General features: G+C 72.7%; 23 protein-coding genes, 2 tRNA genes and 1 pseudogene. 10 read left to right on the top strand and 16 right to left on the bottom strand.

The features are described 5' to 3' along the window. The 3 genes and pseudogenes from ACIQVL_RS44110 to ACIQVL_RS44100 form a co-directional block, all read left to right on the top strand. Positions 1-551 (top strand): transposase (locus ACIQVL_RS44110; RefSeq protein ID WP_403478288.1); only part of this gene is annotated, 551 nt, incomplete at its 5' end. Beyond that, positions 548-1,027, top strand: a complete 480-nt coding sequence (locus ACIQVL_RS44105; protein WP_403478287.1) for a hypothetical protein — start codon at positions 548-550, stop codon at positions 1,025-1,027. The genes ACIQVL_RS44110 and ACIQVL_RS44105, both read left to right, overlap by 4 nt. Before the next feature lie 89 nt (positions 1,028-1,116). Continuing rightward, positions 1,117-1,761, top strand: a pseudogene (locus ACIQVL_RS44100) (transposase); the annotation flags it as partial. A 116-nt stretch (positions 1,762-1,877) separates the two neighbouring features. Here the strand turns inward: ACIQVL_RS44100 and ACIQVL_RS44095 are convergent. After that, positions 1,878-1,951 (bottom strand) — tRNA-Pro (locus ACIQVL_RS44095). A 106-nt stretch (positions 1,952-2,057) separates the two neighbouring features. Between ACIQVL_RS44095 and ACIQVL_RS44090 the strand changes: the two genes are divergently transcribed. Both ACIQVL_RS44090 and cobF read left to right on the top strand, forming a co-directional pair. Further along, positions 2,058-2,567 (top strand): DUF309 domain-containing protein, encoded by a 510-nt coding sequence (locus tag ACIQVL_RS44090; protein ID WP_403435720.1) that lies wholly within the window; start codon positions 2,058-2,060, stop codon positions 2,565-2,567. Between the two features lie 45 nt (positions 2,568-2,612). Continuing rightward, positions 2,613-3,395: a precorrin-6A synthase (deacetylating) gene (gene cobF, locus ACIQVL_RS44085; RefSeq protein ID WP_403435719.1), complete on the top strand. Its 783-nt coding sequence runs from the start codon at positions 2,613-2,615 to the stop codon at positions 3,393-3,395. A 274-nt stretch (positions 3,396-3,669) separates the two neighbouring features. Here cobF and ACIQVL_RS44080 read toward each other — a convergent pair whose 3' ends face one another. The 5 genes from ACIQVL_RS44080 to ACIQVL_RS44060 form a co-directional block, all read right to left on the bottom strand. Further along, positions 3,670-4,416: a cobalt-precorrin-6A reductase gene (locus ACIQVL_RS44080; RefSeq protein WP_403435717.1), complete on the bottom strand. Its 747-nt coding sequence runs from the start codon at positions 4,414-4,416 to the stop codon at positions 3,670-3,672. 124 nt (positions 4,417-4,540) lie between these two features. Next, positions 4,541-4,663 carry a type B 50S ribosomal protein L36 gene (gene ykgO, locus ACIQVL_RS44075; RefSeq protein ID WP_046728129.1) on the bottom strand — a complete coding sequence of 41 codons (123 nt, stop codon included), beginning with the start codon at positions 4,661-4,663 and terminating at the stop codon, positions 4,541-4,543. Positions 4,664-4,698: 35 nt separating this feature from the next. Beyond that, positions 4,699-4,959, bottom strand: coding sequence for a type B 50S ribosomal protein L31 (locus tag ACIQVL_RS44070; protein WP_293998721.1), 261 nt, complete (start codon positions 4,957-4,959; stop codon positions 4,699-4,701). 44 nt (positions 4,960-5,003) lie between these two features. Next, positions 5,004-5,168 (bottom strand): 50S ribosomal protein L33, encoded by a 165-nt coding sequence (gene rpmG / locus ACIQVL_RS44065; protein ID WP_093497749.1) that lies wholly within the window; start codon positions 5,166-5,168, stop codon positions 5,004-5,006. Between the two features lie 132 nt (positions 5,169-5,300). Continuing rightward, a complete protein-coding gene (locus tag ACIQVL_RS44060; protein ID WP_403435713.1) occupies positions 5,301-6,074 on the bottom strand; it encodes a sulfite exporter TauE/SafE family protein in 774 nt (257 codons plus the stop codon). A gap of 131 nt (positions 6,075-6,205) precedes the next feature. Between ACIQVL_RS44060 and ACIQVL_RS44055 the strand changes: the two genes are divergently transcribed. Further along, positions 6,206-6,676 (top strand): Dps family protein, encoded by a 471-nt coding sequence (locus ACIQVL_RS44055; RefSeq protein ID WP_403478286.1) that lies wholly within the window; start codon positions 6,206-6,208, stop codon positions 6,674-6,676. A 184-nt stretch (positions 6,677-6,860) separates the two neighbouring features. Here ACIQVL_RS44055 and ACIQVL_RS44050 read toward each other — a convergent pair whose 3' ends face one another. Beyond that, a complete protein-coding gene (locus tag ACIQVL_RS44050) occupies positions 6,861-7,793 on the bottom strand; it encodes a LysR family transcriptional regulator (RefSeq protein ID WP_403435710.1) in 933 nt (310 codons plus the stop codon). 71 nt (positions 7,794-7,864) lie between these two features. Here ACIQVL_RS44050 and ACIQVL_RS44045 point away from each other — a divergent pair, with 71 nt between their 5' ends. From ACIQVL_RS44045 to ACIQVL_RS44030, 4 genes are all read left to right on the top strand, one after another. Continuing rightward, positions 7,865-8,752 carry an SDR family NAD(P)-dependent oxidoreductase gene (locus tag ACIQVL_RS44045; protein ID WP_403478285.1) on the top strand — a complete coding sequence of 296 codons (888 nt, stop codon included), beginning with the start codon at positions 7,865-7,867 and terminating at the stop codon, positions 8,750-8,752. A gap of 228 nt (positions 8,753-8,980) precedes the next feature. Continuing rightward, positions 8,981-10,384: a glutamine synthetase family protein gene (locus ACIQVL_RS44040; RefSeq protein WP_403435707.1), complete on the top strand. Its 1,404-nt coding sequence runs from the start codon at positions 8,981-8,983 to the stop codon at positions 10,382-10,384. After that, positions 10,384-11,526 carry an amidohydrolase family protein gene (locus tag ACIQVL_RS44035; RefSeq protein ID WP_403435705.1) on the top strand — a complete coding sequence of 381 codons (1,143 nt, stop codon included), beginning with the start codon at positions 10,384-10,386 and terminating at the stop codon, positions 11,524-11,526. The genes ACIQVL_RS44040 and ACIQVL_RS44035 overlap by 1 nt, the downstream gene beginning before the upstream one ends. Before the next feature lie 42 nt (positions 11,527-11,568). Next, on the top strand, positions 11,569-12,096 hold the full coding sequence (locus ACIQVL_RS44030; protein WP_382726724.1) for an NUDIX hydrolase family protein: 528 nt from the start codon (positions 11,569-11,571) through the stop codon (positions 12,094-12,096). Positions 12,097-12,138: 42 nt separating this feature from the next. Here ACIQVL_RS44030 and ACIQVL_RS44025 read toward each other — a convergent pair whose 3' ends face one another. From ACIQVL_RS44025 to tdh, 9 genes are all read right to left on the bottom strand, one after another. Next, the gene (locus ACIQVL_RS44025; RefSeq protein WP_403435703.1) at positions 12,139-12,651 is read right to left on the bottom strand and encodes a PadR family transcriptional regulator; all 513 of its coding nucleotides are present in this window, start codon (positions 12,649-12,651) and stop codon (positions 12,139-12,141) included. Between the two features lie 163 nt (positions 12,652-12,814). Further along, entirely contained in the window at positions 12,815-13,723 is a 909-nt protein-coding gene (locus ACIQVL_RS44020; RefSeq protein ID WP_403478284.1) for a TIGR01777 family oxidoreductase, read from the bottom strand. Between the two features lie 179 nt (positions 13,724-13,902). Further along, positions 13,903-13,976, bottom strand: a tRNA-Pro gene (locus tag ACIQVL_RS44015). A gap of 154 nt (positions 13,977-14,130) precedes the next feature. Then, a complete protein-coding gene (locus ACIQVL_RS44010) occupies positions 14,131-14,493 on the bottom strand; it encodes an MmcQ/YjbR family DNA-binding protein (protein ID WP_403435699.1) in 363 nt (120 codons plus the stop codon). A 30-nt stretch (positions 14,494-14,523) separates the two neighbouring features. Continuing rightward, positions 14,524-15,060 (bottom strand): GNAT family N-acetyltransferase, encoded by a 537-nt coding sequence (locus tag ACIQVL_RS44005; protein ID WP_403478283.1) that lies wholly within the window; start codon positions 15,058-15,060, stop codon positions 14,524-14,526. Then, positions 15,057-15,644, bottom strand: coding sequence for a helix-turn-helix domain-containing protein (locus tag ACIQVL_RS44000; RefSeq protein WP_403478282.1), 588 nt, complete (start codon positions 15,642-15,644; stop codon positions 15,057-15,059). The genes ACIQVL_RS44005 and ACIQVL_RS44000 overlap by 4 nt, the downstream gene beginning before the upstream one ends. Positions 15,645-15,690: 46 nt before the next feature. Beyond that, positions 15,691-16,593, bottom strand: a complete 903-nt coding sequence (locus ACIQVL_RS43995) for a LysR family transcriptional regulator (protein ID WP_403435695.1) — start codon at positions 16,591-16,593, stop codon at positions 15,691-15,693. A gap of 85 nt (positions 16,594-16,678) precedes the next feature. Then, positions 16,679-17,872: a glycine C-acetyltransferase gene (locus tag ACIQVL_RS43990; protein ID WP_403478281.1), complete on the bottom strand. Its 1,194-nt coding sequence runs from the start codon at positions 17,870-17,872 to the stop codon at positions 16,679-16,681. 43 nt (positions 17,873-17,915) lie between these two features. Next, complete coding sequence (tdh, locus tag ACIQVL_RS43985; RefSeq protein ID WP_403478280.1) at positions 17,916-18,944, bottom strand: L-threonine 3-dehydrogenase; 1,029 nt, start codon at positions 18,942-18,944, stop codon at positions 17,916-17,918. Positions 18,945-19,082: the final 138 nt, after the last annotated feature.

Here is a 19,082-nt window from a genome sequence, read left to right as displayed (position 1 = left end):
CTGAAGTTGGGAACAGATGTCCTCCGGAACCGCCATACCCAGACAACGAGCCCGCACCTGTAAAGCAGCACCTTGATTCTTTACGGCTTCACAAGATCGCCAATGTTGCGAACGCCCTGCCGAAGTCCGCCCAGCCCGACGCGAAGAAGGCCCTGCAGGAGATCTACAACGCCGAAGACCGTGACCTCGCGGTCAAGACCGTCGCCGCGTTCTCCAAGACCTACGGCGCGAAATTCCCCAAGGCCGTCAAGAAGATCACCGACGACGTCGACGAGCTGCTGGCGTTCTACGACTTCCCTGCCGAGCACTGGATCCACTTGCGCACAACGACTCCGATCGAGTCGGCCTCCGCCACGGTCCGGCTGCGGACCAAGGTCACCCGAGGCGCCGGCAGCGCGGTCGCTGCCTTGGCCATGGTCTTTGAACTCGTCGAGTCCGCCCAGGCCCACTGGAGAGCCGTGAACGCACCCCACCTCGTCGCCCTGGTCCGAGCCGGCGCCCGCTTCGAACCCGGACAGCTCGCCGAGCGATCGGAAGGGCGAGCAGCATGACCGACTCCCACATCGACGAGGAACCAGCCGAGCACCGGCGCTTCGCCCGTTACCTCTCGGCCCTGGAAACCGTGGCCGAGGCAGACGAAGCCGAGCTGGTGACCGCCGTTCTGCAAGACGAGGACGCACCGATGGCCCAGAGCGTGGTGGTCCGCCACGTCGACCGCCGGGCCGCCGAGCTGCTGGCCGATTCCCGGTTCACGGCCTGGGCCCACACCTTGACCGGCGTCATCGCCGAGCACGACTTCCTTACCCGCCGCCTGCAGGAGTGGAGCCTGCTCAGAGCCATCACGCTGGGCGATTCCTGGGCCCCCGAGGAACTGACCACCGCATCCGACTGGTGCCAGCGCACGGTCACGGCCGGGCAGGTCGCCACTTCGCCCGAAGCCCTCACGCTACTTGCCGAACAGGGACGGACTCGCCGCGTTCGAAACGCAGCCACCCGCCGCCTCCAACACCCCGCGCAGCCAATCTGACTTGATCCACAAGTCTTGACTATTACTCCGAAGAGACGGTGGCCGGGGGCCAGAGCATAGATCCCGCGCGTTGACGGGAGGCGTTCGAGGTGGCCGCGGGGCGCTTCGCGCGGGTCGAGGCACGGCTGCGGGCCCGGTGGCTGCTGGTGCTGGGTCTGCTGTCGGACCCGCCGCGCAAGAACTGCCGGACGATCGCGCAATGGGCCGGTGAGACGGCCCCGTACGGCATGCGGCACCTGCTGTCCCGGGCCGTCCAGGACGCCGAAGCAGTCTGTGATGACGTGCGCGAACACGCCATTGAGCACCTCCACGACGAGGCCGCAGTACTGGTCGTCGACGAGAGCGGCGACGTGAAGAAGGGCACCCCGACCCTCGCCGTCCAGCGCCGGTACACCGGTACCGCCGGCAGGATCGACAACTCCCAGGGCGCGGTCCACCTCGTCGACGCGGGCGATCGGGGACACACGGCGGTGGACCGGAAGCTGTACACCCCGCGCTCCTGGGCGTGCGACCCGCAACGATGCCAGGCAGCAGGGCTCGGCGAGGACCCCGTCTTCGCGACCAAGCCGGAACTGGCCCGCACGATGATCGAACGGGTGCGCCGCTACCCCACCTGGACTCGCTGGGTCACCCCCGCCATGCTCGCCCATGCCTTCCTCGCTGTCGTCCGCGCCGACGAACACTCCGGCAGTCCCGCCCCGGACGGGCCGGTCCCCATGTCCAGCAGCGACGTCTTCGCCGGCCTCCGAGTAAAAATGCCGATGACCGGCATGCTCAACCTCGAAGATCGGAAACGACCCACGCGAAAAGGGCCCTCACAGGCTCGCGCCTGCGAAGACCCTTCGCACCGTCGGGACGACAGGATTTGAACCTGCGACCCCTTGACCCCCAGTCAAGTGCGCTACCAAGCTGCGCCACGTCCCGATGCGTTCACTCGCGGTGACCCGCGTGATCGCGTGAACAGCACCTTACCCCACGTACCCGCGCGGGCAGAAAGAGGGCGGGGGACGGCAGGGAGACAATCGGTCGTATGGGAGACGCGGGAGCAGACGGACGGGACCGGGACGCCGAGGGGCGGGCGCGCAGTGCGCGGCCGCGGGACGGGCTGGGGCGGCCGCTGCCGTACGGCGCGCCGGGTGTCGAGCGGCAGCCCGAGGGGGTCGTACGGACTCCGCAGGCGACGGTCGCCGAGGCGCAGGCGCTGCTCGACGCCGGGAAGCCGTTCCACGCGCACGAGGTGTTCGAGGACGCCTGGAAGTCGGGGCCCGAGGCGGAGCGCACACTGTGGCGGGGACTGGCCCAGCTGGCGGTGGGGCTCACGCACGCGGCCCGCGGAAACGTGACCGGCGGGGCGCGGCTGCTGCGGCGCGGCGCGGGTGCGGTGGAGGAGTGGGCGGGCGGGGGCGGGGGGTCGCAGCCGTACGGGATCGATGTCGACGGGCTCGCGCGGTGGGCTCGGGAGCTGGCCGGGCGGGTGGAGGGCGGTGCCGGGCGCGTGGACGCGCAGGGCGAGGCGCCCCGGCTGCGCGGCTCCCGGTAGCACCGGGGTGACCCGCTGTCAGTGGCATGCGGCAGACTCGGAGGCGTGCGAGAGATTCATGTCATCGGTATCGGCGCGGGCGACCCCGACCAGCTCACCCTCCAGGCGGTCCGGGCGCTGAAGAGCACGGACGTGTTCTTCCTCCTCGACAAGGGGGAGGTCAAGAGCGACCTGACACAGCTGCGCCTGGACATGCTCGACACACACATACCGGACGGCGGTTACCGGGTGGTCGAGGCGCGGGATCCGGAGCGGGACCGGGCCGCGGGCGGCGGGGCGTACTCGCCGGCGGTCGGCGACTGGCGCAGCGCCCGCGCGGACATCTACGAGCGGCTGATCCGCGACGAGCTGGGCGAGGAGCAGACCGGCGCCTTCCTGGTGTGGGGCGATCCGTCGTTGTACGACAGCACGTTGGCGATCCTGGAGGAGGTGCTGGCCCGGGGTTCGGTGCGGTTCGGGTACGACGTGGTGCCCGGGATCAGCAGTGTCTCGGCGCTGGCGGCCCGGCACCGCACGGGGCTGAACCGGGTGGCCCGGCCGGTGCAGATCACCACCGGGCGGCGGCTCGCCGAGGGGCTGCCGGACGGGGTGGACGACGTGGTGGTGATGCTCGACGCGCACCAGGCCTTCCGCCGGTACGCGGACGAGGACATCGACATCTACTGGGGCGCGTACCTCGGCACCCCGGACGAGATCCTGGTCTCCGGTCCGATCGCCGAGGCAGGTCCGCGCATCGAGCGGGTGCGGGCCGAGGCACGTGAGCGCAAGGGCTGGATCATGGACACGTATCTGCTGCGCCGCCACCCGGAGGTTCCGAAGGAGGGCTGAGCGGATCGCTGAGCGGATCCCGGTGACCCCTTCCGGTCTGCGTCGGTAGCGCGCCGCCGGCGTGGAGGTGACCTCGTGGCAGTGACCGAGGAGTCCGTCCGGTCCGACGCGTCCCAGCCGCCCGTGCTGGACGCCCGCCGCCAGGACGGCCTGACGTCCGGACGCCGCGACGACCGGACACTCGGGCGTCCGGGGGTGGTCACGCGGGGCCGAGCCCGAGCCGTTCCAGTACTCCGGAGACGTCCGGCACCGCCACTCGGGCGTCCGGGGGTGGTCACGCGGGGCCGAGCCCGAGCCGTTCCAGTACTCCGGAGACGTCCGGCACCGCCGTCACGCCGTCCGGCAACGGGGGCCGCCGTACAACGACCACGGGCAGCCCGAGGTCTCGTGCGGCGGTGAGTTTGGCGACCGTGGCCGCTCCCCCGCTGTCCTTCGTGACCAGGACGTCGATCAGGCTCCCGGTCAGCAGCGCGGTCTCGTCGGCGACGGTGAACGGGCCGCGCGCCAGCAGCACTTCGGTGTGCCGGGGCAGGGGCGGCTCGGGGGGTTCCACGGACCGTACGACGAAGTGCCGGTCGGTCAGGTGGGCGAAGGCGGACAGTCCGAGGCGACCGGTGGTGAGGAGGACGCGGGGGCCGAAGCGGGGCAGGACGGCCGCCGCCGCGGGCAGCGACGGGACCGGGTGCCAGTCGTCGCCGGGACGTGGCTGCCAGCCGGGGCGGCGCAGGACGACGGAGGGGATCCCGGTGGCCTGGGCGGCGCGGGCCGCGTTCGCGGTGATCGTCGCGGCGAACGGGTGGGTGGCGTCCACCAGCGCGTCCACATGGTGTTCGCGCAGCCAGTCGCCGAGGCCGGCCGCTCCGCCGAACCCGCCGATCCGCACCTCGCCGGCGAGCGTGCCGGGCCGTGCGACCCGGCCCGCGAGCGAGGTGGTGACCCGGACTCCGGGGCGCCCCGACAACTCGGTGGCGAGACGGCGGGCCTCGGCGGTACCGCCAAGGATCAGGACGTGCGGGGACATGGGGCGAGCGTACGGGGGGCTCCGCGGGGGCGAGGCCGTGGGGCCGGTCGACCGGCCGGCGCCGTCACGCGCGACGGCCGCCCGGCGGGGTGCGCCGGGCGGCCGTCGTGGAACCGGACCCCGGTCAGCCCTGACGGGCCTTGAACCGGGGGTCCTTCTTGTTGATCACGTAGACCACGCCGCGTCGGCGGACCACCTGGGCGCCGGGCTTGGCCTTCAGTGAGCGCAGGGACTTGCGTACCTTCATGGTTCTGTTCTCCTCGGGTCGGTCGCCGGGCCGGATCAGCCGCGGGCGGCGGCGGTGCGGCCGTAGCGGCGCTCGAAACGCTCCACGCGGCCGGCGCTGTCCAGGACTCGCGCCCTGCCGGTGTAGAAGGGGTGCGACGCGGACGAGATCTCCACGTCGACGAGCGGGTAGGTGTTGCCGTCCTCCCACTCGATCGTCCGGGACGAGTCGGCGGTGGAGCGGGTCAGGAACGCCGTGTCCGCGGCGCGGTCCCGGAAGACCACGAGACGGGACGCGGGATGAATGCGGGCCTTCATGGGGTTTCCTCTCTCGGCTGCTCTCGGTGCGCCTACGGTCGGTTTCAGCGCTCTTCGCGGAAGTCGACGTGCGCGCCGGCCACCGGGTCGTACTTGCGCAGGACCAGCCGGTCGGGGTTGTTCCGGCGGTTCTTGCGGGTCACGTAGGTGACTCCGGTCCCGGCCGTCGACTTCAGCCTGACGACGGGACGTGCGGTGCTGCGTGCCATGAGGTTCTCCCTTCGCCCACACCCGAGGTTCTTGATCCGGGCATGTCATTCACGACCGGTCCAACAACGCCTCCCGCCGTCGCATTCCCGGGTCACCGGACCGGTCGGTCGCAGGACGGGGCGGCGGACCGGTCAGCGCAGCAGGAGCTGCAGGCCGCCCAGGACCGTCGCGGCGATGACCAGCTGCTCGAACAGCCGCTGGTTGATCCGGTGCACCGCCCACCTGCCGATGAGCGCGCCCGGCACGACGAACACCACGAGCGCGGCGTCCAGGAGCAGCGAGTTGCCGTCGATCAGGCCGAGGCCGGCGCTGAAGGGCACCTTGGAGAGGTTCACGATCAGGAAGAAGAACGCCGAGGTACCGAGGAAGCCGAGCTTGCGGAAGCCGGCCGACAGCAGGTACATCGACATCACCGGGCCGCCCGCGTTGGCGACCATCGTGGTGAAGCCGCCGAGCACACCGTACGAACCGGCCTTCGCCCGGCCCGCGCGGGTGGTGACCTGGTCCGGGTCGTCGGGGCGGTCTGCCGTGCGGCGCCGCCACAGGGTGACCCCGGCCATCAGCAGCAGGATCGCGCCGATCGAGGTCCGTACGACGCCGTCGTCGGCCCAGACCAGGAACAGCGTGCCGATGACCACGCCGGCCGCGACCGCCGGGAACAGCCGCCACAGCGTGGGCCAGTGGGCGTGCCTCCGGTAGGTCGCCACGGCCAGCACGTCGCCCGCGATGAGCAGCGGGAGCAGGACGCCGGTCGAGGCGCGGGCCGGCAGGACGGCGGCGAAGACGGCGAGGCTGACGGTGTTGGCCCCGCTGACGGCGGTCTTGGAGAAGCCGACGAGCAGGGCGGCGAATGCCAGGGCGGCGAACTCCCAGCCGGATATGTGCCAGAGCGTCATCGTGTTCATGCGGGGACCGATGTTATGTCCGGACAACCGGATGGTGTAAGTACCGTCTCGCTGGTCGGCTGCGTTTGCGGCCGTTGCGCCAGGGCACCCGCGCTTCGACGACGGCACAGCTCAGATGGGAGACGCGCACCATGTCCGTGGTGAAGAACACGCTGCCCGACCAGGCGCTCCGGGTCACCGGCGGCGCACTCCAGGAGACCCTGGTGGATCTGCTCGGACTGTCGCTGATGGGGAAGCAGGCGCACTGGAACATCGTGGGGCCGCGGTTCCGCTCGATCCATCTCCAGCTCGACGAGGTGGTCGCCACCGCGCGCGCCTACTCGGACACCGTCGCGGAGCGCGCCGCCGCCCTGGGCCTGCCGCCGGACGGCCGCCCGGAGACCGTCGCCGCCGCCTTCTCGCTGCCCGGCGCCAAGGACGGTTGGCTGCGCGACGACGAGGTCGTCGACCTGATGGTGCGGACCCTGGAGGAGGCGATCGGGCGGCTGCGCGAGCGGATCGCCGCGACCGACGAGCCCGACCCGGTCACCCAGGACCTGCTGATCTCGATCACCGCCGACCTGGAGAAGCAGCGCTGGATGTTCGCCGCCGAGAACAACTGATCCTGCCGAGGACTCACCTGGGCCGATCCCGACGAGCCGCTCGGTCTTCTCGATCCGGCCGGTCTTCTCGATCCGGCCGGCCTTCTCGATCCGGCCGGTCTCCTCGATCCGGCCGGTCTCCTCGATCCGCTCGGCCTACTCGGTCCGGCCGGTCCGATCAGTCCGCCCGATCCGATCAGTCCGATCAGTCCGATCGGTCCGGCGCGTCCGCGTCGAGGGCCGCCGCGCGCAGGGCGGCCGCCACCCGGCTGACCGCCTCGGTCGGCGGATGCGGCAGCCGGGCCAGCAGCTGGCGGCGCTGCTCCTGCGGCCCGCCGCGGACCGGCAGGATCCGGACGCCGGCCGGCGCCGCGGAGGCCAGGGCGGCCGGTACGGTGGTCAGCCCGCAGCCGGCGGCGACGAGATGAAGCTTGGCCAGCCAGTCACGGGCGACGTGGACGATCTCCGGCCGCTCGTCCAGGCCGGGCCACACACCCATCAGCCGGTCCTCGCCCGAGGCGGAGCCCGCGATCCAGCGCTGCCCGCGCAGGTCGGCCACGTCGACGAAGTCGCCGCGGGCCAGGGGATGACCGGCCGGCAGCGCGAGGCACAGGGCACGCTCGGTGAGGGTCTGGAGCACCAGCGGGGGCGATTCGGCGTCCGGCGCCCGGAACGGCGGCGCCGACGCCAGCAGGGCCAGGTCGATGCTGCCGGCGCGCAGGGCACGCACCAGCGCGGGCGTGGTGCCCTCGCGGCCGACGACCTGGAGGCCGGGGTCCGTCCGGCGGAGCGCGGTCAGGGCGAGCGGGACCAGCACGGCACCCGCGGTGGGGAACCAGCCGAGCCGGACCGTCCCGCCCTCTCCGGGCAGCCCGGACAGCTCCCTCGCGGTCGCCTCGATCTCGTCGAGCACGGTCGTCGCGCGCCGCATGACGATGCGGCCGGCCGCGGTGAGCCGTACCCCGTCGCGCCGCCGCTCGAGGAGTTCCGCGCCCGCCGCGCGCTCGATCGCGGCGACCTGCCGGGACACCGCGGACTGGGTGTAGCCCAGCGAGGCCGCGGCGGCGGTGAAGGTGCCCTGTTCGGCGACCGCGCGGAAGACCCGCAGCGCGGTCAGTGACACATCGTTGAAGTCCATGACGTTCACGCATACTAGCCGTGCGTAACTCTCGTTGGACTCATGGACGCGCGGTTCCTAGCGTGGGATGCATGAACGCTTCCCGCATCGCTCTCGTCACCGGCGCCAACCAGGGACTCGGCCGCGCCCTCGCCGAAGGCCTCGCCGCCCGGCTGGGCCCGGACGACCTCCTCCTGCTCACCGGGCGCGACCCGGAACGGGTGACGGACGCCGCCGCCGAGGTCGCCCGGCTGCCCGGAACCCGCGCCCGCGTCGAGGGCCGTGTCCTGGACGTCACCGACATCGACGCGATCGCCCGGCTCGCCGACGACCTCGGGGCCCGGTACGGCGGTGTGGACATCGTCCTGTCCAACGCGGTGGCCCGGGTCCTGCCCGAGGACTCGCAGGCCGAGCGGGCCGACGAGTTCATCGACGTCTCGAACACCGCCACCCATGCGGTCCTGCGCTCCTTCGGCGCGCTCCTGCGCCCGCGCGGGCGGCTGCTCGTGGTGGCCAGTTCGCTCGGCACCCTCGGTCACCTCGACCCGCGGCTGCACCACCTGTTCGACGGGGCGAGCCTCGACCAGGTCGAGTACGCCGTCGAGTCCTGGCGCAGCGCGGTCCACAACCGCACCGCCGCCGAGGCGGGCTGGCCGGTCTGGCTGAACGTGCCCTCGAAGGTGGCCCAGGTCGCCGCCGTCCGCGCGGTCGCCGCCGAGCGCCGCGAGCACGACCTGGCCACCGGCACCCTGGTCGCCTCGGTCTGCCCCGGCATGGTCGACACCGCCACGTCCCGCCCCTGGTTCAGCGACTACAGCGGGGCCCAGTCCCCCGCCGAGGCCGCCCGTGCGGTGCTCGACCTGGTCTTCGCCGAGGACGTCGACCCCGCCCTCTACGGCGAGCTGGTCCGCTTCGGCAAGCCGCTGCCCTGGCACGACGGCACCCCTCCGGTGGAGCAGGACCGCCTCGTCAGGCCGTGACCGCCGGACCCCGCGCCGTCCGGCGGCGCACCAGCCCGGTGGCCCACGCGCGCCGCCGGTGGGAGCTGTCGGAGGAACTCCTCGCCGGCTGAGCCGTGAACCCCGGGTCTGCGGGAGCCGGACGCGCCGCCGGGGCCGACTCCCCGGCGCCGGTAGCGCAGTTCGGCGCGGTCGGCGTGAAACCCTGGCCGGGACGCGTGCATCCGAGCCCGTCGAGGAGGACGTCGTATGCCACCCCTGGTCGACCCCGTACCCGGCGGGAACCCCGGCGATCTGGCCCGGGCCCATGCCCTCGCCCACGAGCTGTCCGCGCAGGGCGTGCGCGGGATCGTGCTGGCCTTCGTGGACACCGCCGGGATCTGCAGGGTGAAGACCGTCCCCTGGCAGGGGCTGCAGTCGGCGGTGGCCTGGGGCGTCGGCATGTCCCCGGTGTTCGACACCTTCCTGGCGAACGACGCGATCGTGCGCACCGACGTGCTCGGTTCGCCCGACGGCGATCTGCGCCTGGTCCCGGACCTGGACCGGCTGGTGGTGCTTGCCGGGCAGCCCGGCTGGGCCTGGGCGCCCGTCGACCGGGTCACCCAGGAAGGTGAACGGCATCCGGGGTGCAGCCGCACCTTCCTGCGCCGGGTCGTCGCCGACGCCGAGGACCGGCACGGCATCACCTTCAAAGCGGGGGTCGAGATCGAGTGGACACTCGGCCGGGCCGCCGCGCCCGCCGACGAGTTCGCACCGGCCACGTCGGGTCCCGCGTACAGCGCGGCCCGGCAGACCGAACTGAGCGACTACGCCGCCGACCTGCTCGCGGCCTTCGAGAAGCAGGAGGTGCCGGTCGCCCAGCTCCATCCCGAGTACGCGCCCGGCCAGTTCGAGCTGTCCACCGACGCCCTGGACCCGGTGGCGGCGGCCGACCAGAGCGTGCTGGTCCGGCAGACCATCCGTGCCGTGTCGCAGAAGTACGGACTGCGCGCCTCCTTCGCCCCGGCCGTCACCGAGCGGGGCGTCGGCAACGGCGGCCACCTGCATCTCTCCCTGTGGCGCCGCGGGATCAACCTGCACGCCGGGGGCGACGCCCGGTACGGCATGACGGCCGCGGCCGAGTCGTTCATCGCCGGGCTGCTGGCACACCTGCCCGCGCTGACGGCGGTGACCGCCCCGAGCCCGGCCAGCTATCTGCGGCTCAGGCCCTCCCAGTGGGCGGGGGTGTACACGGCCTGGGGCCGGGAGACCCGCGAGACCGGCATCCGGATCGTCACCGGCACGGCGGGCCACCAGAGCCATGAGGCCAACCTGGAGGTCAAGCCGGTCGACCTGGCCGCCAACCCGTACCTGGCCCTCGGCTGCGTGATCGCCGCCGGACTCGACGGGCTCGCCTCGGCCGCGCCGCTGCCCGAGGAGGTCACCGACGATCCCGGCCGGCTGGTGCCGGACGAAGCCGTGGCCCGGGGCGTGCGCCGGCTGCCCACCTCGCTCGCGCAGGCCGTCGAGGAGTTCCGTGAGGACAAGGTGCTGCGCACCGCGCTGGGCCCGGTCCTCGCGGACGCCGTGATCGCCGTACGCGAGGGCGAGTCGGGGTCCGTCGCCGGGCTCGACGACGCCGGGGTGGCGGCGGCCTACCGCTGGAAGTACTGATGCCGGGACCGGTCCGGGAGGCCCTCGACGCGCTCCCGCTCGTCGACCACCACTGCCACGGGGCGGTCACCGCCGACCTCACCGGGCCCGAGTTCGAGTCACTGCTGACCGAGGGCGAGGCCTGGCCGGGCGTCTCGCCGTTCGACAGCCCGGCCGGCATCGCCGTACGACGGCACTGCGCACCCCTGCTCGGGCTGGACCGGCACGCGCCCGCCGCCGACTACCTCGCGCGCCGGGCCGAACTGGGCTGGCAGGAGGTCAACCGACGGCTCCTGACGGCCGCGCACACGGAGACGTTCTGCGTGGACACCGGGTACGCCCCGCACCCGGTCACCTCCCCCGCCGAACTCGCGGCGGCGGCCGGGGCACGCGCCTACGAGGTCGTACGGCTGGAGAGCATCGCCGAGGCGGTGGCCGCCCGGGGCATCGACGCGGCCGAGTACGCGGGCGCCTTCCGGGCGGCGGCCGAGGAGGCGGTACGGCGGCCGGGCGTGGTCGCGGTCAAGTCGGTGGCCGCCTACCGCACCGGCTTCGCCCTGGACCCGGCGCGGCCGACGTACGCCGAGGTCACCCGGGCGGCCGCGCTGTGGTTCGCCACGGGCGGCAGGCTCACCGACCCGGCGCTGATGCGCCATCTGCTGTGGACCGCCGTCGGACTCGGGCTGCCGCTCCAGCTCCACGCCGGTTTCGGCGACTCGGACCTGCGGCTGCACCACGCGGATCCGGCCCTGCTCACCGACTGGCTGCGGCTGACCGCCGGGACCGTCCCGGTGCTCCTGCTGCACTGCTGGCCCTACCAGCGCCAGGCCGCCTACCTGGCCGCGGTGTTCGAGCACGTGCACCTCGACGTCGGGCTCGCCCTGCACCACGTGGGCCCGGCGCGGGCCGGGGCGGTGCTGGCGGAGGCGATGGAGATCACCCCGTTCCGCAAACTGCTGTACAGCTCGGACGCCTATGGTGTCGCCGAGTTCCACCACCTCGGTGCGCTGTCCTTCCGGCAGGGGCTGGCCGGAATGCTGCAGGCCCGGGTGGACGCCGACGAAATGAGCCCGACCGACGCGGTGCGGATCGCCGCCTGGACGGGACGCGACAACGCCCGTCGCCTCTACGGACTTCCCGCATCCGACCCCGGCCGCGACTGACCGCGTGCCCTGTCCGGAAAGTATGATCAAGCAATGTCTGACATGACCGAAACCACGCCCGGTTGGCTGTCCTCCGACGAACTGGAGATGGCACGCGCCCGCATGCCGATCCTGTACGTGGAGGCCGTGCCCGTGCGCGTCGACGACAGCGGCGAAGTCACCAGCATCGGCCTGCTGCTCCGCATCGGCCCGGACGGAACGGTCAGCCGGACCCTCGTCTCCGGCCGTGTCCTGCACCACGAGCGGGTCCGTGACGCCCTGCTGCGCCATCTGGAGAAGGACCTCGGCCCGGTGGCGCTGCCCCGGGTGCCGGCCTCCCTGCAGCCGTTCACGGTGGCCGAGTACTTCCCGACGCTGGGCGTCACCCCGTACCACGACCCGCGTCAGCACGCGGTGTCACTGGCCTACATCGTGCCGGTCACCGGTGACTGCCGGCCCCGGCAGGACGCCCTGGACCTGGTGTGGTTCAGTCCGCAGGAGGCCACGCTGGAGGCCGTGCAGAGCGAGATGCCGGGCGGTCACGGGGTGTTGCTGAAGCAGGCCCTGGCCCATGTGGGGTTCGTGAGCTAGGGAGCCTTCCGGGGTACCCGGCCGGCGTGCCGCCGACGGCGTTCAGCCGAGCTGTTCGGCGGCCCAGCGGGCCCAGTCCCGCTCCATCTCGGCCCAGCGCAGGCCGTATTCCAGGGCGATCCGGCCGTTGGTGGTCAACGGCCCCTCGTCCTGCTCCAGTTCGGCTCTGAGCTCCGCGAGCTGCTCGTGGTAGACCCCGGCCAGCTGCTCCCGCTCGGCGAGGACCGCGCGGGCCTGGTCGTCCGACGCCAGACCGAAGAAGAACACCTTGAGCAGCAGTTCGCTGCGGCGCGGCTGCTCCGGGGTCGGGGCGGCCAGCCATTCCCGCAGCTCCTTGAGCCCCTCCTCGGTGACCCGGTACTCCTTGCGCCGGCGCGGCCCCTCGGCGGACACGTCGACCAGCCCGGCCTCCGCGAGGCGGTTCAGCTCCCCGTAGACCTGGCTCTGGGTGGCCGGCCAGACGTGGGCCAGCGAGGTGTCGAACAGCTTCAGCAGGTCGTAGCCGCTGGCGGGCCGGTCGACGAGGAGTCCGATGAGTGCGTGGCGAAGGCTCATGATTCCATCGTAAATCCATTATTGACAGATTCAGTAAGACATCTTGGATTCGACCTGTCAGTGCTGGAATATCAGGGGGCCGGGCCGGGAGACGTTCGAAGGGTTGCCGCGGCAGGTACGGGCGACCACGGGGGCCGGTCGGGGCCGCCGCACGCCGCTCCGGCTAACCCTGGTCCAGCGCGGCGCGCAGCGCCTCGTCGATGCCGGGCCGCCGGAAGGTGAAACCCGACTTCAGCAGACCGTCCGGAACGGCCCGACAGCTGCCCGTGATGCCCTCAGCGAACTCGCCGAGGACGATCCGCAGCGCGAAGGCGGGGACGGCGGCGAGGGTGGGCCGGTGCAGGATCCGGCCCGTCGCACGGGTGATCGCGCGGTTCGTGAGCGGTTCGGGGGCCGTGAAGTTGAGGGGACCTGCGACGTCCTCGTGGTCGATCGCGTGGCGCAGGGCGGCGATGTGGTCGGGCAGCGAGATGAACGGCCAGAACTGGTCGCCGGAGCCGAGCCGGCCGCCGAGGCCGTACCGGAAGAGCGGGAACAGTTTGCCCCAGGCGCCGCCGTCGGCGGAGACCACGAGACCGGTACGCGGGTGCACGACCCGGACGCCGGCCCGCTCGGCCGGTGCGGCGGCGGCCTCCCAGCCGACGCAGACGGAGGCCAGGAAGTCGCTGCCGGCCGGGTCGGACTCGGTGACGACGCGGTCGCCGGTGTCGCCGTAGTAGCCGGTGGCCGAGGCCGAGATCAGCACCCGGGGCCGCACGGCCGCCTCGGCACAGGCCTCGGCGACGGTCCGCGTCCCCCGGAGGCGGCTGAGCCTGATCTCCTGCTTGTACGCCGCGGTCCAGCGCCGGTCGCCGACCCCGGCTCCGGCGAGGTGGACCACGGCGTCGACACCGTCCAGGACGGCCGGGTCCAGCCGGGCGCCGGGCTCCCAGGTCGCGGACCGGCTGCCGTCCGCCGCCCGGCCCGCGGTCCGGGCGCGGGTCAGGCGCAGGACACGGTGCCCGTCGGCGAGGAGGGAACGGGTGAGGGCGGAACCGATGAGTCCGGTGGATCCGGTGATCGCGACGCGCATGACGTTCTCCGATGAGCAACCGTTTGAGAGTTCAAACCAGCGGTCGTCAGAGTACTCCGGCCGGATGTCCGCACGGCATAAGCGAGCACCGCGAACTCCGCCCGCGCACAGGTGCCGACGGGCGGCGGACGCGAAAAAGGGCCCTCACAGGCTCTCGCCTGCGAAGACCCTTCGCACCGTCGGGACGACAGGATTTGAACCTGCGACCCCTTGACCCCCAGTCAAGTGCGCTACCAAGCTGCGCCACGTCCCGGTGCCCGTCTGACCTGGGGTTTCCCTGGCCGAAACGTGCAGGGAAACAATACCGCACTCGGGTCCGTGGTCGCGCACGCGTTTCGTCCGGGGCCGGGATCGGCTCGGCTCCGGGTCCGGCGCCGCCTGCGCCGAGGCACCGAGGGACCGAGGGATCAGCCTTCCGCGTCGGGCAGCCCCAACTCCGGGTAGGAGTCCAGGAGCCGGGGCGGGGCCGCCTGCCGCCAGGAGTCGGCGAGGATGTCGCGCAGCTCACCCTCGTCCTCCAGCGCGGCGAGCCGGACCCGGACCCAGGCGAACTGGGCCTCGTGATCGGCGATCCAGAACTTGCCGGGCTCGGCGAGCACCAGCTCGTCGCGCTCCTCCTTGGGGCAGCGCACGGCGATGGAGGTCTCGTCCTCGGGCAGCGTGGCGAACATCTTCCCGGCGACCCGGAACGTGGGCATGCTCCAGGCGATCTTCTCGCCGGTGTCCGGCAGGGACAGGGCGACTCGGCGTACGTCTTCGGCGTCCGGCATGCCCCGAACCGTAACCGCTGCCACTGACAGTCACCCGCCCGCAGTGCCCACGCGCTTGTAGTAGAGGGTCGTCGGGCGCAGTACGCCGGCGGGGTCGAGGGCGTAGTCGGGGATGACGCCGGCGCGGGTCCAGCCGGCCGAGCGGTAGAGGTGCTCCGCGGGGCTGTCCGTCTCGGTGTCCAGATGGAGCAGGGTGATCCCGGCGGCGGCCGCGGCCTGCTCGGCGACGGCCAGCAGGCCGCGTCCGACGCCCTGGCCCCGGGCGTCGCGGTGGACCATCAGCTTCACCAGCTCGGCACGGTGCGGGCTGTTGGGTTTGCCGGGGTGGGGGAAGGCGAGGCCGACCGTGCCGACGGTCCGGCCGGCGTCGTCCAGTGCGACCCAGACGGCGAGCTGCCGGGCGGCCACGGCGGCGGCCCGCTCCCGCCACCAGGCGACGGCCGGCTCCCGCCCGAGGGTGGCGAGGAAGCCGACGGACGCCCCGCCGTTCACGGTGTCGGCCAGCAGCTCGGCCAGCGCCCCCACCCGCTGTGGCAGTTGGTCCGCGTCCAGGCGCAGTGTCCTCACGGCCGCACCACCGCCAGCACGTACCGCACCCGCGCCGGTCCCGCGCACCGGAACCGGGTCGGCCCCCACACCCGCAGCCGCAGGCAGTCCCCGGCGGCCAGGAGATGCTCGGTGCCCTCGGCCGTCACGGCCAGGCTCCCGTCCAGCACCCAGATGTGCTGCTCCAGGCCGGGCACCGGCGGGCGGTCGTAGCCGATGTCCGCGCCCGCCGCGAGCCGGCCCTCGACGAGTTCGCCGCGCAGCCCGGCGTGCGGCGGCGACACAGACCGGCGTACGAAACCGGAAGCGCGGTCCTCCCACACCTGCTGCTCGGCGGCGCGCAGCACCGGCGCGGGTGCCGCTTCGATCTCGCTGAGCAGCTGGGACATGGTCCGGCCGTAGACGTTGCAGAGGCGGTTGAGGAGGGCTGCCGTGGGGCTGGTCTCGGCCCGTTCGGCCCGGGACAGGGTGGACTTGCTGATTCCGCTGCGTTCCGCCAACTCCCCCAGGGACCAGCCGTGTTCGGCCCGCAGTTGGGCCAGGCGGCCACCGAGGCGGGCGTCGACGGGGTCGGGGACGAGGGCGACCGTCTCAGTCTGTTTCACATCCGGGACGATATCCCTGATGTGAAGCAGCGGTGTCACGGAAGGCTCACAGCCGTGCCGCCTCGCCCAGGGCGTCGAGCACCGGCCGGATCAGCGGATGGTCCTCGGCTCCGCGCCGGACGGCCGCGAAGACGCGGCGGGTCGGCGCGACGCCGTCGACGGGGCGTACGACCACGCCGGTCAGGTCCATGCCGCGCAGCGCGGAGCGCGGGACGAGGGCCACGCCCGCGTCGGCCGCGGCCAGGGCCACCACGGCCCGGAAGTCGTCGGAGGAGTGCTCGAAGCGGGGCTGGAAACCGGCGCTCTCGCAGGCCAGGACGGCCACGTCGTGGCAGGGGTTGCCGGGGTACGGGCCGATCCAGGTGTCCTTGGCCAGTTCGGCGAGGGGGACCTCGGCGGTCCCGGCCAGCCGGTGGTGGAGCGGGACGACGGCGTCGAACGGCTCGGCGTACAGCGGCACGTGGGTGAGCCGGGGGTCGTCGGCGGGCGGGGCCCCGCGGTACTCGACGGCGACCGCGACATCGACCTGCCGGTCCAGGACCATCGGGAGGCTGGCGTCGCCCTCCGCGTCCTGGACGCGGATGCGGATGCCGGGGGCGGTGCCGGCGAGGCGGGCCACGGCCGGGGCGACCACCTGCGCGATGCCGGTGGCGAAGGCGGCGACGGTGACCGTGCCGGCCTCGCCGGAGCCGTACGCGGCCAGTTCGGCCTCGGCCTGCTCCAGCTGGGCCAGGACCGCGTTGGTGTGGGCGAGCAGGATCTCGCCGGCCGCGGTCAGCCGTACGCCCTTGGCGCCGCGCTCGACCAGGCGGTGGCCGGTCTCCTGTTCGAGGGCCGTCAGCTGTTGGGAGACGGCCGAGGGGGTCAGGTAGAGCGCGGCGGCAGCCGCCGTCACCGTGCGGTGGTCGGCCACCGCACGGAGGATGTGGAGCCGCCGCGCCTCGATCATGAGATTGATTATCGCAATATGTCGGGGCCGGTCGGGCCACCGGATCTGCTCGGGCCGCCGGACCCGTTCAGCCCGCCGGATCCGGTCAGGCCGCCAGCTCCGCGCGGGCCGCCACGAAGGCGTCCACCGCACGGTCGACGTCGTCCGTCGAGTGGGCCGCGGACAGCTGGACCCGGATCCGGGCCTGCCCCTGCGGGACCACCGGGTAGGAGAAGCCGATCACGTACACGCCCCGTTCGAGGAGCAGCTCGGCCATGCGGCCCGCCTCGGCCGCGTCGCCGATCATCACGGGGGCGATGGCGTGGTCGCCGGGGAGGACGTCGAAGCCCTCCTCGGTCATCCGGCGGCGGAACAGAGCGGTGTTCTCCGCGAGCCGGACCCGCAGGTCGTCCGCCGCCTCCAGCAGGTCGAGGACCTTCAGGGAGGCCGCCGCGATCACCGGGGCGAGGGTGTTGGAGAAGAGGTAGGGGCGGGAGCGCTGGCGGAGCAGGGCGACGATCTCGGCGCGGGCCGCGACATAGCCGCCGGAGGCGCCGCCGAGGGCCTTGCCCAGGGTGCCGGTGATGATGTCGACGCGGTCCATGACGCCGTGCAGCTCGGGGGTGCCGCGCCCGGTGGGGCCGACGAAGCCGACGGCGTGCGAGTCGTCGACCTTGACCATCGCGTCGTAGCGGTCGGCGAGGTCGCAGATCTCGCGCAGCGGGGCCACGTAGCCGTCCATGGAGAAGACGCCGTCGGTGACGACCAGCCGGCGCCGGGCGCTCTGCGCCTCCTTGAGCTGCCGTTCCAGGTCGGCCAGGTCGCGGTTGGCGTAGCGGAGGCGGCGGGCCTTGGAGAGGCGGATGCCGTCGATGATGGAGGCGTGGTTGAGGGCGTCGGAGATCACCGCGTCCTCCTCGCCGAGAAGGGTCTCGAACACGCCGCCGTTGGCGTCGAAGCAGGAGGAGTAGAGGATCGTGTCCTCCTGGCCGAGGAACGCCGACAGGCGGGCCTCCAGCTCCTTGTGGACCTCCTGGGTGCCGCAGATGAAGCGGACCGAGGCCATGCCGTAGCCCCAGCGGTCCAGGGCCTGGTGGGCGGCGGCGATCACCTCGGGGTGGTCGGCGAGGCCGAGGTAGTTGTTGGCGCAGAAGTTGAGGACCTCGCCGGGGCGGCCGCCCGCGGTGACGGACACGGTCGCGGACTGCGGGGTGCCGATCACGCGCTCGGGCTTGTGCAGGCCGGCGGCGCGGATCTCGTCGAGGGTGGCGCGCAGGTCGTCGCGCACGGAGTCGAACATTCCAGAAGCTCCCAAGGGTTTACGCGCGGATTGGTGCGACGGACTACGCGGTCCAGTCGAGGATGACCTTGCCGCCGCGGCCGCTCGCCGCGTCGGCGAAGGCCGCCTCGAAGTCGCGGTAGCCGTAGCGGCCGGTGATCACGGGGGCGAGGTCGAGTCCGCCTTCCAGGAGAACCGACATCGCGTACCAGGTCTCGAACATCTCACGGCCGTAGATGCCCTTGATGGTGATCATCGAGGTGACGATCCGGGCCCAGTCGACGGGGAACTCCTGGGCGGGCAGGCCGAGTACGGCGATCCGGCCGCCGTGCGTCATGTTGGCGATCATGTCGCGCATGGCCTGGGGCCGGCCGGACATCTCCAGGCCGACGTCGAAGCCCTCGCGCAGCCCCAGTTCCCGCTGCCCGTCGGCGATCCCGGCCCGCGACACGTTCAGGGCGAGGCTGACGCCGATCTTGCGGGCGAGGTCGAGGCGCTCCTCGCTGACGTCGGTGATCACGACATGGCGCGCGCCCGCATGGCGGGCCACGGCGGCGGCCATGAGGCCGATCGGCCCCGCACCGGTGATCAGGACGTCCTCGCCGACCAGCGGGAAGGAGAGGGCGGTGTGCACGGCGTTGCCGAACGGGTCGAAGATCGCGGCCACGTCGAGGTCGACGGGGACCCGGTGCACCCAGACGTTGCCCGCGGGCAGTGCGACGTACTCGGCGAAGGCCCCGTCCCGGCCCACGCCGAGGCCGATCGTGGCCCGGCACAGGTGGCGCCGGCCGGCCTGGCAGTTGCGGCACTTGCCGCACACGAGGTGGCCCTCGCCGCTGACCCGGTCGCCCACCTTGACGTCGGTGACGTCCCGGCCGAAAGCCGCGACCTCGCCGACGAACTCGTGGCCGACCACGAGCGGGGTGCTGATCGCCTGCTGGGCCCAGCCGTCCCAGGCCCTGATGTGCAGGTCGGTGCCGCAGATGCCGGTCCGCAGGACCTTGATCAGTACGTCACCGGGTCCGACCGTGGGCTCCGGCACGTCCGTGAGCCACAGTCCGGGCTCCGCCTTCTCCTTGACCAGCGCCTTCAACGCTACGGCTCCTGTGCGTGAGATCCCGGCCGCGGGGACGCCGAAGCGGCCCGCGGCCGGGGAGGGGGGTGGAATCTCACTGCAATCTGCCGCACCCGGGGGCATCGGTCCATCGAGGATTTCTTAAGCGCCGCCACA

Source organism: Streptomyces sp. NPDC090499 (assembly GCF_044769305.1).
Lineage (GTDB): Bacteria > Actinomycetota > Actinomycetes > Streptomycetales > Streptomycetaceae > Streptomyces.
This window is presented reverse-complemented; position numbering and strand designations above follow the sequence as displayed.

Bases quoted from the DNA above. Each gene is read 5' to 3' on its own strand.
- rpmG (WP_093497749.1), bottom strand. From the start codon at position 5,168: ATGGCACGCAGCACCGCACGTCCCGTCGTCAGGCTGAAGTCGACGGCC.
- ACIQVL_RS44105 (WP_403478287.1), top strand. From the start codon at position 548: ATGACCGACTCCCACATCGACGAGGAACCAGCCGAGCACCGGCGCTTC.
- ACIQVL_RS44090 (WP_403435720.1), top strand. From the start codon at position 2,058: ATGGGAGACGCGGGAGCAGACGGACGGGACCGGGACGCCGAGGGGCGG.
- ACIQVL_RS44050 (WP_403435710.1), bottom strand. From the start codon at position 7,793: ATGGACTTCAACGATGTGTCACTGACCGCGCTGCGGGTCTTCCGCGCG.
- ACIQVL_RS44035 (WP_403435705.1), top strand. From the start codon at position 10,384: ATGCCGGGACCGGTCCGGGAGGCCCTCGACGCGCTCCCGCTCGTCGAC.
- ACIQVL_RS44060 (WP_403435713.1), bottom strand. From the start codon at position 6,074: ATGAACACGATGACGCTCTGGCACATATCCGGCTGGGAGTTCGCCGCC.
- ACIQVL_RS44055 (WP_403478286.1), top strand. From the start codon at position 6,206: ATGTCCGTGGTGAAGAACACGCTGCCCGACCAGGCGCTCCGGGTCACC.
- ACIQVL_RS44025 (WP_403435703.1), bottom strand. From the start codon at position 12,651: ATGAGCCTTCGCCACGCACTCATCGGACTCCTCGTCGACCGGCCCGCC.
- ACIQVL_RS44070 (WP_293998721.1), bottom strand. From the start codon at position 4,959: ATGAAGGCCCGCATTCATCCCGCGTCCCGTCTCGTGGTCTTCCGGGAC.
- ACIQVL_RS43990 (WP_403478281.1), bottom strand. From the start codon at position 17,872: ATGTTCGACTCCGTGCGCGACGACCTGCGCGCCACCCTCGACGAGATC.
- ACIQVL_RS44080 (WP_403435717.1), bottom strand. From the start codon at position 4,416: ATGTCCCCGCACGTCCTGATCCTTGGCGGTACCGCCGAGGCCCGCCGT.
- ACIQVL_RS44045 (WP_403478285.1), top strand. From the start codon at position 7,865: ATGAACGCTTCCCGCATCGCTCTCGTCACCGGCGCCAACCAGGGACTC.
- ACIQVL_RS44030 (WP_382726724.1), top strand. From the start codon at position 11,569: ATGACCGAAACCACGCCCGGTTGGCTGTCCTCCGACGAACTGGAGATG.
- ACIQVL_RS44020 (WP_403478284.1), bottom strand. From the start codon at position 13,723: ATGCGCGTCGCGATCACCGGATCCACCGGACTCATCGGTTCCGCCCTC.
- ACIQVL_RS43995 (WP_403435695.1), bottom strand. From the start codon at position 16,593: ATGATCGAGGCGCGGCGGCTCCACATCCTCCGTGCGGTGGCCGACCAC.
- ykgO (WP_046728129.1), bottom strand. From the start codon at position 4,663: ATGAAGGTACGCAAGTCCCTGCGCTCACTGAAGGCCAAGCCCGGCGCC.
- ACIQVL_RS44040 (WP_403435707.1), top strand. From the start codon at position 8,981: ATGCCACCCCTGGTCGACCCCGTACCCGGCGGGAACCCCGGCGATCTG.
- ACIQVL_RS44010 (WP_403435699.1), bottom strand. From the start codon at position 14,493: ATGCCGGACGCCGAAGACGTACGCCGAGTCGCCCTGTCCCTGCCGGAC.